Origin of the sequence: Microvirga roseola (genome assembly GCF_020866965.1) — a bacterium.
Classification (GTDB): Bacteria; Pseudomonadota; Alphaproteobacteria; order Rhizobiales; family Beijerinckiaceae; genus Microvirga; species Microvirga roseola.
Window position 1 is genome coordinate 1 of sequence record NZ_JAJATX010000039.1, and the last position, 15666, is coordinate 15666.

Below are 15666 nucleotides of genomic sequence, written 5' to 3' on the forward strand. Positions count from 1 at the left end.
CTCCACCGCGACAGGACGGTGGTAGTAGCTGACCGTGTCCCGGCCGCCCCCACCGTCCAGGCGATCCGCACCCGCACCCCCGGACAGCTTGTCGTCGCCCCCTTCGCCGCGGAGGTGATTGATGGCCTGATTTCCGATGATGGTATCGTTGCCGCTGCCACCGATGGCGTTCTCGATCAGGGATCGCGGGTCGCCATTGCACTGGAAGGCATTGTAGACATTGCCGGAAACTTTCGACTCGGATCTCCTGACCGCCAACTGCTCTGTGGAAAAGCGCGAGAAGCCGCCTGGGCTCAGGTCGATCAGCCCCCCCTCGCTGTATTTCGACATGTCATAAGTGTCGATGCCGCCACCGTCCCAAATCGTCAGAAAGATGAATTTATCGCTGGTGCTGCCCTGGCTAACACCGTTGACGAAGGTTTGGCCCGTATCTGGATTCCAGCTGTAGACGGTATTTCCACTCTGCGTCGTGAAATCAGCACCATACATGTACTGCAGCGCAGCAATGTCATACTGCATATAGCTTTGGGGCCGATTGGCCGTCTCTTTGTAGGACATCACCGTGAACTCGGTGGAGTCGAGAGACGATGACATCAGCGGCAGATTGCCGGCAGAGTCGTGGGGATGCTTGAGGCCAAGGGAATGCCCCAACTCATGCAAAGCCAAGAAATAGTCCCGACTACCCGTCAGAACGCTCGTGCTCGAACCTGTAGTTAGCCACGTATCGCTACCGAAGAGCGGCACTCCCGCGTACATTCCGTGGCTGCGATTGATGATATCGCCATGCTCAAAACCTGCCACCTGAATAGTCGCATCACCTCGCCCGGCATAGTTGACGCCGACCGACACATAACCGGCGAAGGAACCCATGATTTCATGAACGGCCGCCTCGTTCTGGGCCGAAAGAGGCTTGTAACCCGATGCGCTCGGATTAATTATTTCATAATCGTCCTGAGAGTCGGGCAGCGCAAAGGTGATAGTCGAACCTGCCCATTTCGAACCTGCCATCAACCCATTGACATCATTGTCGCCGTGACTCGGTGTGAAAGACTTTACTCCGAGAATATTCACCGACGGAAACAACTGCCCCATGAATGAAAAGAAGTGCAGCGGCAGTCCCGAGATGTTGTCGGACAACCATTCATAGCCGTCTTCGACCCTGTCGCCCAGCCAATCGCCGACGGCTTCGGCCCGACCTCCAAGATACTCCCCTGCCTCTTCGATCCAGCCCCAGAACGACATCGCCCATCTCCGGTAACATTACTTTATTACAGATAGGATTTGCGACCTGTCGCGTCAAGCTGCCGCAGGGGCAGAGCCGGAATGACAAAACCAGAAGGTAAAGACCGGCGGTCGGAGGCAAAAGCGCTGTGCTCCTGGACGAGCGGTATCGAGCATGAAACCGCGTGAAATCGGACCGCGGAACTGGTAGAGGTCCGCTCGCTTTTGACCCGAACCGACGAGAGAGACGCGATGAACGCGCCAAAATCCGACTTCCTGAAAGTGCTGACCGAGCGGGGCTACATTCATCAGACCTCCGATCTGGAGGGCATCGATGCGGCGGCGGCAGAAGGGCGTCTGACCACCTATGTGGGCTATGACTGCACCGGCCCGTCTCTCCATGTCGGGCATCTTCTCTCGATCATGATGCTGCACTGGCTGCAGAAGACGGGCGCGGGCCGGCCGATCACTCTCATGGGCGGAGGCACCACCCGGGTCGGCGATCCGTCCGGCAAGGACGAAAGCCGCAAGCTCCTCACCGTGGAGCAGATCGAGGCTAACAAGGAGAGCATCAGGACGGTCTTCTCCCGCTTCATCGGCTTCGGCGACGGTCGGCAGGACGCCACGATGATCGACAACGCCGAGTGGCTGACCAAGCTCAACTACATCGAATTCCTGCGGGATGTCGGCCGGCACTTTTCCGTCAACCGGATGCTGTCCTTCGACAGCGTGAAGCTGCGCCTCGAACGCGAGCACGAGCTGTCCTTCCTGGAGTTCAACTACATGATCCTCCAGGCCTACGATTTCGTGGAGTTGAACAAGCGCTACGGCTGCATCCTGCAGATGGGCGGCTCGGACCAGTGGGGGAACATCGTCAACGGCATCGATCTCGGCCGCCGCCTCGGCACGCCCCAGCTCTACGCGCTCACCTGCCCGCTTCTGACGACCGCCTCCGGCGCCAAGATGGGCAAGACCGCCTCCGGCGCCCAGATGGGCAAGACCGCCTCCGGCGCCCAGATGGGCAAGACCGCCTCCGGCGCCCAGATGGGCAAGACCGCCTCCGGCGCCCAGATGGGCAAGACCGCCTCCGGCGCCAAGATGGGCAAGACCGCCTCCGGCGCGGTCTGGCTCAATGCCGACATGCTGAGCCCCTACGATTACTGGCAGTTCTGGCGCAACACCGAGGATGCGGACGTAGTCCGTTTCCTGAAGCTCTTCACGATCCTGCCCATGGACGAAATCGAGCGTCTCGCTGCCCTGCAGGGAGCCGAGGTCAACGAGGCCAAGAAGGTGCTGGCGACCGAGGCCACCGCCCTCCTCCATGGCCGCGAGGCGGCGGAGCTCGCCGCCGAGACGGCGCGCAAGACCTTCGAGCAGGGAACGCTGGCGGAAAGCCTTCCGACCATCGAGGTCCCCTCCAGCGTTCTGGACGCAGGCCTGGGCGTGCTGACCGCCTTCGGGCCGGAGTACGCCAAGCTCGTCCCCTCCACCAGTGAGGCGCGGCGTCAGGTCAAGAGCGGCGGACTGAAGGTCAACGACCAGCCCGTCGCCGACGAGCGCGGAGTCCTGAGAGCCACAGACCTGACGGCTGAAGGCGTAATCAAGCTCTCATTCGGAAAGAAGAAACACGTGCTCCTGCGCCCCGTGTGATCCCAGCATCTCTATAAGATTGGAGGTCGCCTTTTCGAAGGAGCGGCTTCCGGCCAGGCACTCGCCTATCGCTCGGGCAGAGTCGGAAGGGAGCCCGTCTGCGGCTCCGCACTCGCTCCGACGCCGAAGAGCTTGCGCAGGAAGCCAGGCGCGACGGCGGAAAGCGGATTCACGTTCAGGGTCGGCGAGCCCATCTGTCCCGTCACGCGGAAATTGACCGCGAAGAGCCCCTCGTACTGTCCTCCCCCCAGAAGCGGGCCGAACAGCGGCACCTGCGAGAAGGCGTTGTTGAGGCCGTAGGCCGGCACGAAGGTTCCTGCGATGTCCATCGCGTCGCGCGCGTAGTCGATATAGCCTGCGAGCGTGAAGCCGATCTGGCTGCCGAAGATGGCGGCGTTCTTGAAATCGACGCGCCCGGAGCCGCGGGTGAAGTCGACGCGAGCTTTGTTGAAGAAGACCTCGTTGACGTCCACGCGGATGGCCTGCGGATTGCCCGCGCGATCCTGCCCGGCGATCACCTGCGTCTGCGTCGGGATGATGCGGCGCAGGGCCGGTTCGTTGACCAGCGTGAAGGACCTGAGCATCGCGAACCCGTCCTGAGGGCCGTCTCCCGCCGTCAGCTGAACGATGAGATCCCCGCCGGCCATCCGTCGGTAGACATCGACGAAGCGCAGCACTGCACCGGCATCGTCCGCCTGGATGACGATGGCGCGGCCGCCGCCGCCCTGAGACAACGTACGGCCGATCACGTCGGTCGCGCCGAGACGTCCCTTCATGTCCAGATGCCTGATGTTGTCCTTGCGCATCGAGGCCTTGAGCGAGACGTTGGTGAGCGCCTCACCATTGAAGCCCGTCAGGATGTTGAGCATGAGGTCGAGGTCGACGTCCTTTCCCTCCTGCTGCGCAGCATTGCGGCCGTTGGAAGCCGGCGCGGTCCCGCTGCCTTTCACGAAAGGACGCGCGTCGCCCACGTTGCCGCGAACCGTCACCTTGTAGGCGCCGTTGGAGCGCTCAATTTGGGCCTTCATGTCGTCGCCGGGCGAGAGCTTGAAGGTCGTGAGCTCCGCCTTTTCGAGGCTGCCCTCCCCCGACAGGGTCGCCGTCCCGCGGATCTGCACGGTTCCGCTGTCGAGATGCAGGTCATGGATTTCGCTGCTCGGCCCTTCCACCAGGGTGAAGGTAAGCTTGCCGGGCTTTCCGGCAGGCTTCACCCAGCCTGGGATGAGCTGGTCCACGCCCGCCTTGGCCAGATCGGCCTCGACGGCAATCCCCGGCTTGGAGGACTTGCCGAGAGGCATGGTGACCTTCAGCGGAATCGCCCCCGTGAGCTGCGAGCCGAAGGAAAGGCCACGCCGGTTCCTGGCGGCCTCGTCGAGGGTGAAGGCGACGTTGGCCTCGCCGCCCTGGCGGGTCTTCTGGACGGCAATGGAAACGGGGCCTCCCCCCAGCTTCCCCTCGCCTTTGATCGACAGATCGCCCTTGTCGTAGGCGATGGTGAGATTGGCGTTTTCGAGCGGATCCTTGCCGAAGATCTTATCGACGCCGAGTTCGCTCACCGTTCCGTTCACCGTCAGCGGCAGGTCGGCGAAGGCGGGAATGTCGTTAACGGCAAGCCCGATGCCGACGCGCAGGTCGGCCATACCTTTCATGGTCGCGGGATCGACCTCGAAACCGGCAATCTCCTTGATGCGCGGCTCCAGCAGCAGCGCGCCGAGCCCATCGGCCCCGCCCTTCAGGCTGAAGACGATCCGCGCCAGGGCGTCATCGTCCCAGTAGTTGCTGAGGGCGAAGGAGCCGTCGGACGCCGCAAGCGCGCGGCCGTCAGCCATCTCGACCCGGCCCGAAGGGGCACGCACCAGAACCTTCGTTCCGGTCACCCGACCGGTGACATCCATGCCGGAGACAGGCGGCAATCCCTCCGCGGCCCGGAGGGTGCCTTGCTTGATGGCGAAGTCGATCTTCAAGGCCTTGTCCGGGATCGGACCGCCCGAGATCGCCTTCGCGATGTCCTCTCCCGTCATGGCGACCTTGAGGTCGATGGCTTCGAGGGTCCCGGCTTTGAGGTTCTCGACAAGGAACCTGCGGACCGGCGGCGCGACAGCCTCGGGCCAGATGCGCAGCGCGGAGCGAACGCCGGTCTGCCGCGCCCCGACGTCGAGCTTGAGCCCTTTCGGATCCGCGGAAGTGCCCAGAAGGCCGCTGATCTCGGCGGAGAGCTCCGGTCCCTTGAGCGTGAGGGAATTGATGGCGACACCGTCGGGACCTGACAGATCCGCAGCAATCTCGGAGATCCGAACGGGGCCGTCGCCGTCGGCGGCCCCGGGCAGCACGAGATCCCTGCCGTTGAGCACCAGGCGCCAGTTGTTGTCTGCGGCGAGCGCCATAAGCCGGCCCTGGAGAGCGACCTGCGTTTCTCCGCCCTTCAGCTCGAACCGGCGCAAATGGAGGGTCCGGGCGGCTTCGTCCCAGTCCATATCGATCCCGGCTCGCTCCACCCGAAGGGGAGACGTATCTCTGTCGTCGATCTGGATCATGCCCGTATTGCTGGCGAGCTGAGCCTTCAGTTCGGTGACGCGGCCATCCGCGAAGGCGGCGTTGACCTGGCCCGAGAATTCGAGGTCGGTAGTCGCCGGCAGAGCCGAAAGGCCGGTCAGCAGGAGAATGTCCTGGATCGGCGCCCCGTCTGCGGCAAGGACGGCCCGATAGCCGCCTTGAGCGTTGCGGACGGCGTCTCCACTGATCTGCCAGGGCCCCCGACTGCCCTCGACGGTAGCCGAGAAATGCCGCCCGCCATCCTCGGTCCAGTCGAAGGTCGCGTCCAGGCGGCGGAAATCGGCCCGGATGCGGGCATCGGCGTCGATGAACACCAATCGGGCATTGGTCAGCTGGGCCGTGGCGAGGGAGCTGAGGATGCCGCCTGGGCCGACCACGATATCGAACAGCGATCCGACGACCCCGGAGACAGGGGACGGCCCCTGAGCCTTCCTCTGCAGAGAAGCGGCGATCTCGGCGGACGGGCTGACGGGAACAGGCGCCGGCGCGGTCGGCTCACCTTCACCCTCGGCGCCCTGGACGGGCGAGAAGGCCAGCGATCCGTCGCGATTGACGAGGACCCGCAGCTGCAGGTCGCGGAACTCGATGGATTTCGGCTGGAGATTGGCGGTGAGCAGCGACAGGCCGTCGACGCTGATGATCGCATGGGGCGCCCGCAGCACGAGATCCCCGTTGGGGGCTCTGACGTCGAGACCGCTTGCCCTGAGAGCCGGGGCGCCGTTCTGCAGTTCAAGGGCGGTGCTGCGCAGCGTGACAGACCAGCCGGGACCGATCCGGGCTGCGAGCGCCTCGGCAACCCGGTCCGGCAGCCGCCCGAAGCTGAGCGGGGCTGCGGAGAGGCGCAGGTACAGCGCGCCGAATCCAATCCCCAAAGCGAGAATGAGGCCAAGCTTCACATAGAGAGCGCCACGAAGCATGCGCCGTATGGCACTCCGCTTCGCCGGTTTCCGCCGGCGCGATATGGCACTGATGAACAGTTTCATTCTTGTGACGCAGAAAACCTGGCTCTTGCACGGGGACGACAATGAGGGAATCAGATGGAGAACCTTAACCGTCCCGGAGCTCTCTCGCGACCGCCTCTTTCATCCCCGCACATAAAGAGATCTCCAACCAGCACATTCCGCCAAAAGGAAGGCGAATTATGCCACTGACACCTGGAACCATGGCTCCATCCTTCTCACTACCTGCGACGGATGGACAAGTCGTTACTTTGAAACAGATGCGAGGCCGGAAAATCGTTCTCTACTTGTACCCGAAGGACGACACCAGCGGCTGCACGCTGGAGGCGCAGAACTTCCAGGCTCTGCGCCAGGATTTCGCCGCGGCCGACACGGAGATCGTGGGAGTCTCGCCCGACCCGGTAAAGAGCCACGACAAGTTCCGCGCCAAATACGACCTTACGTTTCCCCTCGCCTCGGACGAGGCAAAGACGATGCTCGAGGCTTATGGCGTGTGGGTGGAGAAGAGCATGTACGGCCGCAAGTACATGGGCGTAGAGCGCACCACCGTGCTGATCGACCGCGAGGGAAGGATCGCGCGCGTCTGGCCGAAGGTGAAGGTGCCCGGCCATGCGGAGGAAGTGCTGGAGGCGGCGCGGGCGCTGGATTAACGGCCTCTCATGCGAAAAGGCCGCTCGGTGAGAGTGGCCTTTTGCTGTTCTTAATCGATGTCCTCGACCTCTTCGCCGCCGCCATAAACGCGCTGGGCGAGAGAGGCTTCCATGAAGGGATCGAGATCGCCGTCGAGCACGTCCTGCGGGCTGGTCGATTGCGTGCCCGTGCGCAGATCCTTCACCAGCTGATAGGGCTGCAGCACGTAGGAGCGGATCTGGTGGCCCCAGGCGATATCCGTCTTGGCGGCAGCCTCGGCATTCGCCTTCTCCTCGCGCTTCTTCAGCTCGAGCTCGTAGAGGCGGGCGCGCAGCATGTTCCAGGCGGTGGCCCGGTTCTTGTGCTGTGAGCGCTCCTGCTGACAGGCCACGACGATGCCGGTGGGAATGTGCGTGATGCGCACAGCCGAGTCGGTCGTGTTCACGTGCTGGCCGCCTGCGCCCGACGAACGGAACGTGTCGATGCGGCAGTCCGATTCCTTGACCTCGATATTGATGCGGTCGTCCACCACCGGATAGACCCACACCGATGCAAAGCTCGTGTGGCGGCGCGCGTTCGAGTCGTAGGGCGAGATGCGCACGAGGCGGTGCACGCCGGACTCGGTCTTGAGCCAGCCATAGGCGTTGTGGCCTTTGATCAGGAGCGTGGCGCTCTTGATGCCGGCTTCTTCGCCGTCGGTCATTTCGAGAAGCTCGACCTTGTATTTCCGGCGTTCGGCCCAGCGGGCGTACATGCGCTGGAGCATGTTGGCCCAGTCCTGGCTCTCCGTGCCGCCCGCGCCGGAATGCACTTCGACATAGGTGTCGTTGGCGTCGGCCTCGCCCGAGAGCAGCGTTTCGACCTGACGGCGGGCAGCCTCGGCCTGAAGGCCGCGAACGGCCTCCTCGCCTTCCTTCACCGTGCCCTCGTCCTCCTCCATCTCGCCGAGATCAATGAGGGTGATCGCGTCTTCGAGATCCTGCTCCATCCGTTTGATAGCGGAGATCTGGTCTTCCAGCGAAGTGCGCTCGCGCATGACCTTCTGCGCAGCCTCCGCATCGTTCCAGAGGTTGGGATCTTCAGCCTGGGCGTTCAGTTCCGCGAGGCGGCGCTGGGCGTTGTCCCAGTCAAAGATGCCTCCTCAGCAGCCCGACTGACTGCTTGGTCTCTTCTACGAGGTGTTGAATTTCGGCGCGCATCGTTTCTGCTGCTGTTCGTGCCTGATGATGGCGGCGTCTTAAGGTGAGCGCCGCACGGTGTCAAAGGAGAGCCCTCTTCCTGAAACTGTCTCACCCTTGCGGCCGCAAGCGCGGCTGCCGGGTGATCAGGTTCATGGGGTGGAGGACCCTTCCGATATGGGAAGGGGCCGGGCCTGGATCAATACAATCCGCCGGTTCCCGCGCCCACCGCCCGCGGGGGCGCGGGCACGTATTCCGCCTGCGGAATCATCTCCGGCTCGATGGGCGCGTAGGTCTCGGGCGGAGCGGTACCCGGCTTGAAGGCCTCGAGGATCCCGCCGCCCTCGCCTGCGCGGGTGCCGGTGGACGGGTTCACGCGGATCAGCTTGATGCCGGGCGGCACGCGGAACGGCGTCGCGGGCTTGTCCTTGAGCGCCATCTGCATGAAGTCGCGGAAGACGGGCGCTGCGTACTGACCGGCGGTTGCCGCGTTGCCGAGGGATTTCGGCTGGTCGTAGCCGAGGAACACGCCCACGGCCAGATCGGGCGAGAAGCCGACGAACCACACGTCCTTGGCGTCGTTGGTGGTGCCGGTCTTGCCGGCGAGCGGCTTGCCCACCGCCTTGACGCTCTGGGCGGTGCCGCGCTGCACGACGCCTTCCAGGATGGAGGTCATCTGGTAGGCCGTGAGCGGATCGAGCACCTGCTCCCGGTTGTCGTTGAGCTTGGGCGGCGCACCGCCGTCCCAGGCCTGTGCGTCGCAGCCCGAGCACTTGCGGTTGTCGTGGCGGTAGATGGTCTGGCCGTTGCGGTCCTGGATCTGGTCGATCAGCGTCGGCCGGATGCGACGCCCGCCATTGACGAACATGGAATAGGCCGCGGTCATGCGCATGACCGTCGTCTCGCCCGCGCCCAGCGACATGGAGAGAAGCGGCAGCATGTCGTCATAGACGCCGAAGCGGCGGGCATATTCGGCGATGGTCGGCATGCCGACCTCGTTCGAGAGGCGCACGGTCATCAGGTTCTTGGAATGCTCGATTCCGTAGCGCAGGGTGCGCAGGCCCGCCGACTTGCCGTCGTAGTTCGACGGGGCCCAGGCAGGCTGGCCCGGCCCCATGTCGAGCACGAAGGGCGCGTCCATGATCTGTGTCGAGGGCGTGTAGCCGTTGTCGAGGGCCGTCGCATAGACGATAGGCTTGAACGAGGAGCCCGGCTGACGCATGGCCTGGATGGCCCGGTTGAACTCGCTCTGGTCGTAGGAGAAGCCGCCGACCATGGCGTGAACGCGGCCCGTCTGGGGGTCCATGGCCACGATGGCGCCGGAGATCTCGGGGATCTGGCGCAGGCGGTACTGGTCGTCCTTGCCGGAGATCGGCTCCACATAGACCACGTCGCCGGGGGACAGGGCCTTGTCGACGCTGCGACGGGTCCATTTCACGCCCTCGGCCGTGATCACGCCCGTTTCGCGATCCCGAGAGACCTGGCCCGACACTTCGCGCTTCGGCTGCAGGCCGATCTTGGCCTGGCCGCGCCCGACCTCGAGCACGACGGCAAGCTGCCAGGGCTTCACGTCACCAAGAACCGGTACCTCGGAGAGGGCGATGCCCCACTCGCGGCCCTTCAGGTCGAGCTTTTGCTGGGCCCCGCGCCAGCCCCGGGCCTCGTCGAAGCGCACGAGACCGTCGGTGAGCGCCTTGCGGGCCATGGCCTGCATCTTGGGATCGAGGGTCGAGCGGATCAGGAGGCCGCCCTCGTAGAGGGCTTCCTCGCCGTAGCGCTCGGCGATGTCGCGGCGGACGCCCTCGGCGAAATAGCCGGAGGCGATGGTGTTGGGCGACACGACCCGGGGCGTGACGTTGAGCGGCTCCTTCTTGGCCGCATCGCCCTCCTCGCGGGAGACGTAGCCGTTGTCGACCATGCGGTCGATGACCCAGTTGCGGCGCTCGATGGCGGCCTGTCGCTGGCGGAAGGGATGGTAGTTGTTCGGGCCCTTGGGCAGGGCCGCGATATAGGCGACCTCGGCCAGGGTCAGCTCGTGGACGGACTTGCCGAAATAATCGAGGGCTGCGGCGGCGATCCCGTGCAGGTTGCGGCCCGGGGTCAGGGTGCCGAGGAAGATCTCGTTGAGGTAGAGCTCGAGGATCTTGTCCTTCGAGAAGGTCGATTCCATGCGCAGGGCGATCAGCGCCTCGCGGATCTTGCGCTCGTAGCTCTTCTCGTTGCCGACGAGGAAGTTCTTGGCCACCTGCTGGGTGATGGTCGAGGCGCCCTGCTCCCGCCTGCCGCCGGAGCGGACATTGGCCACGATGGCGCGCACGATGCCCTCCGGGTCGATGCCCGGATGCTTGTAGAAGTTCTTGTCCTCGGCGGAGAGGAAGCCTGCGATGACCCGCTTCGGGATGGACTGGATGGGCAGGTAGAGGCGGCGCTCGCGGGCGTATTCGGCGATCAGGCTGCCGTCCGAGGCATGGACGCGCGTCATCACCGGCGGCTCGTAATTGGCCAGCTGAGCGTGATCCGGCAGATCCTTCGAGAAGACCCAATATCCATAGGCCAGCCCGACAGCGCCGATCAGGAAGAAGATCGCACCGATGCTGAACAGGAAGCCGAAGAATCGTACGACAAAACGCATCCGAAGGTATTCCGTTATCGGCGCAAAGGCGCCCGGTTAGCAGCAGATATTGAACGCAAACTCATTCGACAGGCAGAGCCAGGATACCCTGTCCCGTTCTGTTAACCGAGGAATCGCGCCCCCGCCACCCGGTATCGACACCGCATCTATGGTAAAACTACGGCAGTCCCCTGCTTGGCGAGCCTCGCGGCGAAGAAGCGGTCCACCGCCGAGGACATGGCGGCGGCCATCTTGCCGCGCCACTCGTCCGACATCAGCAGGTCGAGATCCTTCTGGCTCGACAGATAACCCAGCTCCACCAGGACGGACGGCACATCGTGAGCCCGCAGGACCATGAAACCAGCCTCCCGGCGGGGATTCTTGTTGAGGCGGGCGACCGGGTCGAACTCGCCCACGAGGCGGTTGGCGAAGCCGTGGGAGAAGGTCCGGGTCTCCCGGCGGGTCAGGTCCTGGAGGATGTCCGAGATGTCGTCGGCCACCTCCCGCGACTCGATGCCGGCCACCGCATCGGCCCGGTTTTCCCGGTCGGCCAGCCGGGCGGAATCGGCGTCGGAGGCCCGCTCCGACCCGGTATAGACCGTGAGCCCCCTGACGTCCTGCCCTCCGGAGATCGAATCCGCATGGATGGAGATGAAGAGGTCCGCCTTCGCGGCCCGCGCGGCGCGCACCCGGTCCCCGAGGGAGACGAACACGTCCTGGTCTCGGGTCATGAGGACGCGGTATTGCCCTCCGGCCTCGAGCTTTTTCCTGAGAAGCTTGGCGAAGGCGAGAACGAGGTCCTTCTCGACCGTGCCCCCGCCTGCCGCCGCTGCGCCCGGATCGATCCCCCCGTGACCGGGATCGATCATGATCACCGGCCGGGCATCCACATTGGCCTTCGGCATGGGAGGCTCGGGAGCGGCCTTTGCCGCCACAGTCCTGCTTTGGGCAGCTGCGCGCCGGAACTCCTCGCGGTCCACCCGGGACAACTCGATGGTGAGCGTCGCCATGGTGCCGGCGTCGTTCGGCGCAGCATGAAGGGCGGAGACGACGGCGGCGTCAGCCAGATCGATCACGACCCGCGAGCGGCCGGGCGCAAAAAGGCCGTAGCGGTAGGAGGCGATCAGCCCCTCGCTCTTGCGGCCGGTATCGGCGGGAAGATGGAACGTGACCTCCGGCAGGTCCACGATGACCCGGTCGGGGCGCTCCATGAAATGGGCGTGGGCGTTCACGGGCTTGGACAGGGCAACCTTGAGGCGTGTCTTATCCCCAGCGACTTCAACCGTGACGCCGGCGGCGATGACGGCCGCACCGCCCCTGCTCTCCTCGCCCGCCGCCCAGGCGCGCAGGCTTCCCGAGGCGACGAGAGTCAGCAGGAGAAGGGCGCTAAAAAGACGGACGAACAAGGTGTTTTGCATTTTTGGCCGCTGGAATCAGTCGAGCGTCCCTCCTATCTCATAGGCGGCATTGGGTTAACGAAACCTGATGCCTCGCCTTATAATGTCGAGACTATGTTGCACTTACGGCACAGTATCTCTGCATCTTGCCAAAAGGCATAATCAATCTGTAATGATCTTGATCCCGTCCGGCATGGCCGAATCTGACGGCGGATCCGAGGAGACGGTTGTGTTGACCGATCCTCCGGCTCCCCCGCCACCCTCGACAGGCTCACGGACAGGATCACATGGCGATGGTTTCGCCTCTATGCCGGTGGCCGGGCATGCCCGCCCCACCGATTCCGACGAAAGGGCCGTGTCGAATGGTTGCGCACACGAAGTCAGTCCTGACTCTCGTTTCTGCACCGTTCGAGTCGCGCAATCGTTCCCGCGCTCGCCCATGCCCCACCTCATCCGGCATGGCGCCGGCCCAGTTCAACCCAGAATGCGCCCCGATGCGGCGCACGATGGCGATCGACAGCAATCCGAACGCAATTTCAGCCCGCCGCCTTCGTTTGCGGCGTGGAGTTCCGCCTTCAACGCGGCCCCTGCCTCAGGTCCTGCCCTCGGTCGCCATGTCGAGAGTTCAACATGGCAAACAAGATGCTCGTCGATGCCTCCCACCCGGAAGAAACCCGGGTCGTGGTGGTGCGTGGTCAGAAGGTCGAAGAATTCGACTTCGAATCCGCTAACAGGAAGCAGTTGCGGGGTAACATCTACCTCGCGAAAGTCACCCGCGTCGAACCGTCCCTGCAGGCGGCCTTCGTGGAATATGGCGGAAACCGCCACGGATTCCTCGCCTTCAGCGAGATCCATCCCGACTATTACCAGATCCCGGTCGCCGACCGTCAGGCTCTGCTCGAGGCCGAAGCCGAGGCTCAGGCCGAGGAGGAGCGTGAGGAGGACCGCCGCCGTGACCGTCGCCGCCGCCGCTCTTCGCAGAAGCGGGCCTCCAGCGATGAGACCGTCGCTTCGACGGAAGCCGAGGCTGGACCGGTAACGGAAACCGAGGGAACCGAAGGCGCAGAGACCGAAGCTTCCGCCTCGAACGACGCCGAAGGCCCTGCCGAGCCGGTCGAGGCCGTATCCTCCGACGAGATCGCGGCCGAGGCCGCCGTCGAAGCCGCCGAGGGATCGGCCGCTGAGTCCGCGGAAGACGACGAGGATTCCGAATCCGACACGGAGGCCGAGGCCGACGAGGATGAGGACGAGAACGGCGAGGATGACGAGGAGGAGCACGAGGTCGTCGAGCAGCTCGGCGGCGGCGATGCCCTCGAGGACGTGCCCCAGCGCACGCGCGTTCCCCGCAAGCAGTACAAGATCCAGGAGGTCATCAAGCGCCGCCAGATCCTGCTCGTGCAAGTCGTCAAGGAAGAGCGCGGCAACAAGGGCGCGGCCCTCACCACCTACCTCTCGCTCGCCGGACGCTACTCGGTGCTCATGCCCAACACGGGCCGGGGCGGCGGCATTTCCCGCAAGATCACCAATGCGGCCGACCGTAAGCGCCTGAAGGAAATCGCCCAGGAGCTGGAGGTGCCCGAGGGAATGGGCATCATCCTGCGCACGGCCGGCGCCTCCCGCACCAAGCCCGAGATCAAGCGCGACTACGAATACCTGATGCGCCTGTGGGAGAGCGTGCGCGAGCTAACTCTCACCTCCTCGGCCCCGGCCCTGGTCTATGAGGAAGGCTCGCTCATCAAGCGCGCCATCCGCGACCTCTACAACAAGGACATCGACGACGTCCTCGTCTCCGGCGAGGAGGGATATCGCGAGGCCAAGGACTTCATGCGCATGCTCATGCCGAGCCATGCCAAGATCGTCCAGCCTTACCACGATCCGCAGCCGCTCTTCGCGAAATACGGTGTCGAGGCCCAGCTCGATGCGATGTTCTCGAACGTCGTGACGCTCAAATCCGGCGGCTATCTCGTCATCAACCCGACGGAGGCGCTGGTCTCCATCGACGTGAACTCGGGCCGCTCGACCCGCGAGCACAATATCGAGGACACGGCGCTGCGCACGAACCTGGAGGCGGCGGAGGAAATCGCCCGCCAGCTTCGCCTGCGCGACCTTGCCGGCCTCATCGTCATCGACTTCATCGACATGGAGGAGAAGCGGAACAACCGCGCCGTCGAGAAGAAGCTGAACGAGTGCCTGAAGAACGACCGCGCCCGCATCCAGGTGGGCCGCATCTCGCCCTTCGGCCTGCTCGAGATGTCGCGCCAGCGCATCCGCACGGGCGTCCTGGAATCCTCGTCCATCCCCTGCCCGCACTGCGCCGGCACCGGATTCGTGCGCTCGACGCCGTCGGTGGCTCTCCATGTGCTGCGCTCCATCGAGGAAACGCTCATCAAGAATGCCGGCTACAACCTCATCGTCCGGACCCGGACGGAGGCGGCGTTCTACATCCTGAACCAGAAGCGCATTCACCTGCGCGATCTGGAGACCCGCTTCGGTGTCGCCATCTCCGTCGTCGCCGACGACAGCCTCACCGGCACCACGAACTACGCCATCGACCGGGGCGAGCCCGCCCTGAGGCTCGAGCACAAGGCGGCCGCCACCGGGATCCAGATCGACGCCATCGCCCCTGTCGACGAACCCGTCGAGGAAGTCGAGGTCGAGATCGAGGCTGAGGACGAGGAAGCCGAAGAGACCGTCGCCCGCGAGGAGCGGAGCGAGGAAGGCGAAGGCAATGGCCGCCGTCGCCGTCGCCGCCGCCGTCGCCGCGGTCGTGGCGACCGCGAGGGTTCCGCCGCCAGCCAGGGTGAGGACGAGTCCCTTGCCGAGGAAGGCGAGGAGCAGGATGAGGCCGAGGAAGCCGAGGCTTCCGAGACCGAGACCGCTGAGGCTGCCGAGGGTACAGAGGACGAAGGCCGTGGCGGACGCCGCCGCCGTCGTGGCCGTCGCGGCGGCCGTGGACGCGGCCGGGACGAGGCTGCGGAGGAATTCGCCGCTGAGGAGGGCTTCGTCGCCGTGACCGAGGCTGTCGCCGAGGCCGTGGCCGCGCCGGACGAGGCTCCGGTCGCGGAAGAGCCCAAGCCCAGCAACGCCGAGGAGCGGATCGAGACCGCGCCGCAGCCGACAGCTGAAGCCCCTGCTCCCGAGCCGCAACCGGCGGCACCCGAGCCCGAGCCGGTCGCCGTCGTGCTGACCCCGCCGGACCCGGACCGCCCGAAGCGCGCCGGCTGGTGGTCCAAGGCCAAGTCGGTCCTGAGCGGATCGTAAGTTCCAAAGAAAATGCCCGGCTCATGGCCGGGCATTTTTTCTACCCTTTGTCGGGCATCCCCATGTTTTTAGAAATATGCCTATATATCAGTATCTTACTGATTTGACAGGCAAGCTAAAATCAGCATCTATATTTCATCCCCTTTAGGCGTGTGCTTTTGTCCTCAATGGAGCACTGCGCCTATGTCAGCCAATCACCCGAAGGT

8 protein-coding genes are annotated in these 15666 nt (G+C 64.5%); 3 read left to right on the forward strand and 5 right to left on the reverse strand.

Going from position 1 to position 15666, the window contains the following annotated elements:
• The coding region (locus tag LG661_RS17760; protein WP_230533217.1) for a M10 family metallopeptidase C-terminal domain-containing protein at nucleotides 1–1242 on the reverse strand (1242 nt) is incomplete at its 3' end.
• A 231-nt stretch (nucleotides 1243–1473) separates the two neighbouring features.
• Here LG661_RS17760 and tyrS point away from each other — a divergent pair.
• Nucleotides 1474–2871: a tyrosine--tRNA ligase gene (gene tyrS, locus LG661_RS17765; RefSeq protein WP_230533218.1), complete on the forward strand. Its 1398-nt coding sequence runs from the start codon at nucleotides 1474–1476 to the stop codon at nucleotides 2869–2871.
• A 65-nt stretch (nucleotides 2872–2936) separates the two neighbouring features.
• Here the strand turns inward: tyrS and LG661_RS17770 are convergent, their stop codons facing one another.
• On the reverse strand, nucleotides 2937–6341 hold the full coding sequence (locus LG661_RS17770; RefSeq protein WP_230533219.1) for a DUF3971 domain-containing protein: 3405 nt from the start codon (nucleotides 6339–6341) through the stop codon (nucleotides 2937–2939).
• 224 nt (nucleotides 6342–6565) lie between these two features.
• Here LG661_RS17770 and LG661_RS17775 point away from each other — a divergent pair, with 224 nt between their 5' ends.
• Entirely contained in the window at nucleotides 6566–7033 is a 468-nt protein-coding gene (locus LG661_RS17775) for a peroxiredoxin (RefSeq protein WP_230533220.1), read from the forward strand.
• 50 nt (nucleotides 7034–7083) lie between these two features.
• Here the strand turns inward: LG661_RS17775 and prfB are convergent.
• From prfB to LG661_RS17790, 3 genes are all read right to left on the reverse strand, one after another.
• Nucleotides 7084–8212 (reverse strand): peptide chain release factor 2 gene (gene prfB / locus LG661_RS17780; protein WP_230533221.1). Its coding sequence is split into 2 segments (ribosomal slippage): nucleotides 7084–8142 and nucleotides 8144–8212, totalling 1128 coding nucleotides; the frame shifts between segments, so codons are not numbered across the junction.
• A gap of 178 nt (nucleotides 8213–8390) precedes the next feature.
• The gene (locus tag LG661_RS17785) at nucleotides 8391–10823 is read right to left on the reverse strand and encodes a penicillin-binding protein 1A (RefSeq protein WP_230533222.1); all 2433 of its coding nucleotides are present in this window, start codon (nucleotides 10821–10823) and stop codon (nucleotides 8391–8393) included.
• A gap of 146 nt (nucleotides 10824–10969) precedes the next feature.
• Nucleotides 10970–12220: an N-acetylmuramoyl-L-alanine amidase gene (locus LG661_RS17790; RefSeq protein WP_230533223.1), complete on the reverse strand. Its 1251-nt coding sequence runs from the start codon at nucleotides 12218–12220 to the stop codon at nucleotides 10970–10972.
• Nucleotides 12221–12829: 609 nt separating this feature from the next.
• Between LG661_RS17790 and LG661_RS17795 the strand changes: the two genes are divergently transcribed.
• A complete protein-coding gene (locus LG661_RS17795; RefSeq protein WP_230533224.1) occupies nucleotides 12830–15460 on the forward strand; it encodes an Rne/Rng family ribonuclease in 2631 nt (876 codons plus the stop codon).
• The last annotated feature ends 206 nt before the right edge of the window (nucleotides 15461–15666 follow it).

What these genes read in the sequence shown, in the direction of transcription:
- LG661_RS17790 (WP_230533223.1), bottom strand. Translation starts at nt 12,220, where the DNA reads ATGCAAAACACCTTGTTCGTCCGTCTTTTTAGCGCCCTTCTCCTGCTG.
- LG661_RS17785 (WP_230533222.1), bottom strand. Translation starts at nt 10,823, where the DNA reads ATGCGTTTTGTCGTACGATTCTTCGGCTTCCTGTTCAGCATCGGTGCG.
- LG661_RS17775 (WP_230533220.1), top strand. Translation starts at nt 6,566, where the DNA reads ATGCCACTGACACCTGGAACCATGGCTCCATCCTTCTCACTACCTGCG.
- tyrS (WP_230533218.1), top strand. Translation starts at nt 1,474, where the DNA reads ATGAACGCGCCAAAATCCGACTTCCTGAAAGTGCTGACCGAGCGGGGC.
- LG661_RS17770 (WP_230533219.1), bottom strand. Translation starts at nt 6,341, where the DNA reads ATGCTTCGTGGCGCTCTCTATGTGAAGCTTGGCCTCATTCTCGCTTTG.
- LG661_RS17795 (WP_230533224.1), top strand. Translation starts at nt 12,830, where the DNA reads ATGGCAAACAAGATGCTCGTCGATGCCTCCCACCCGGAAGAAACCCGG.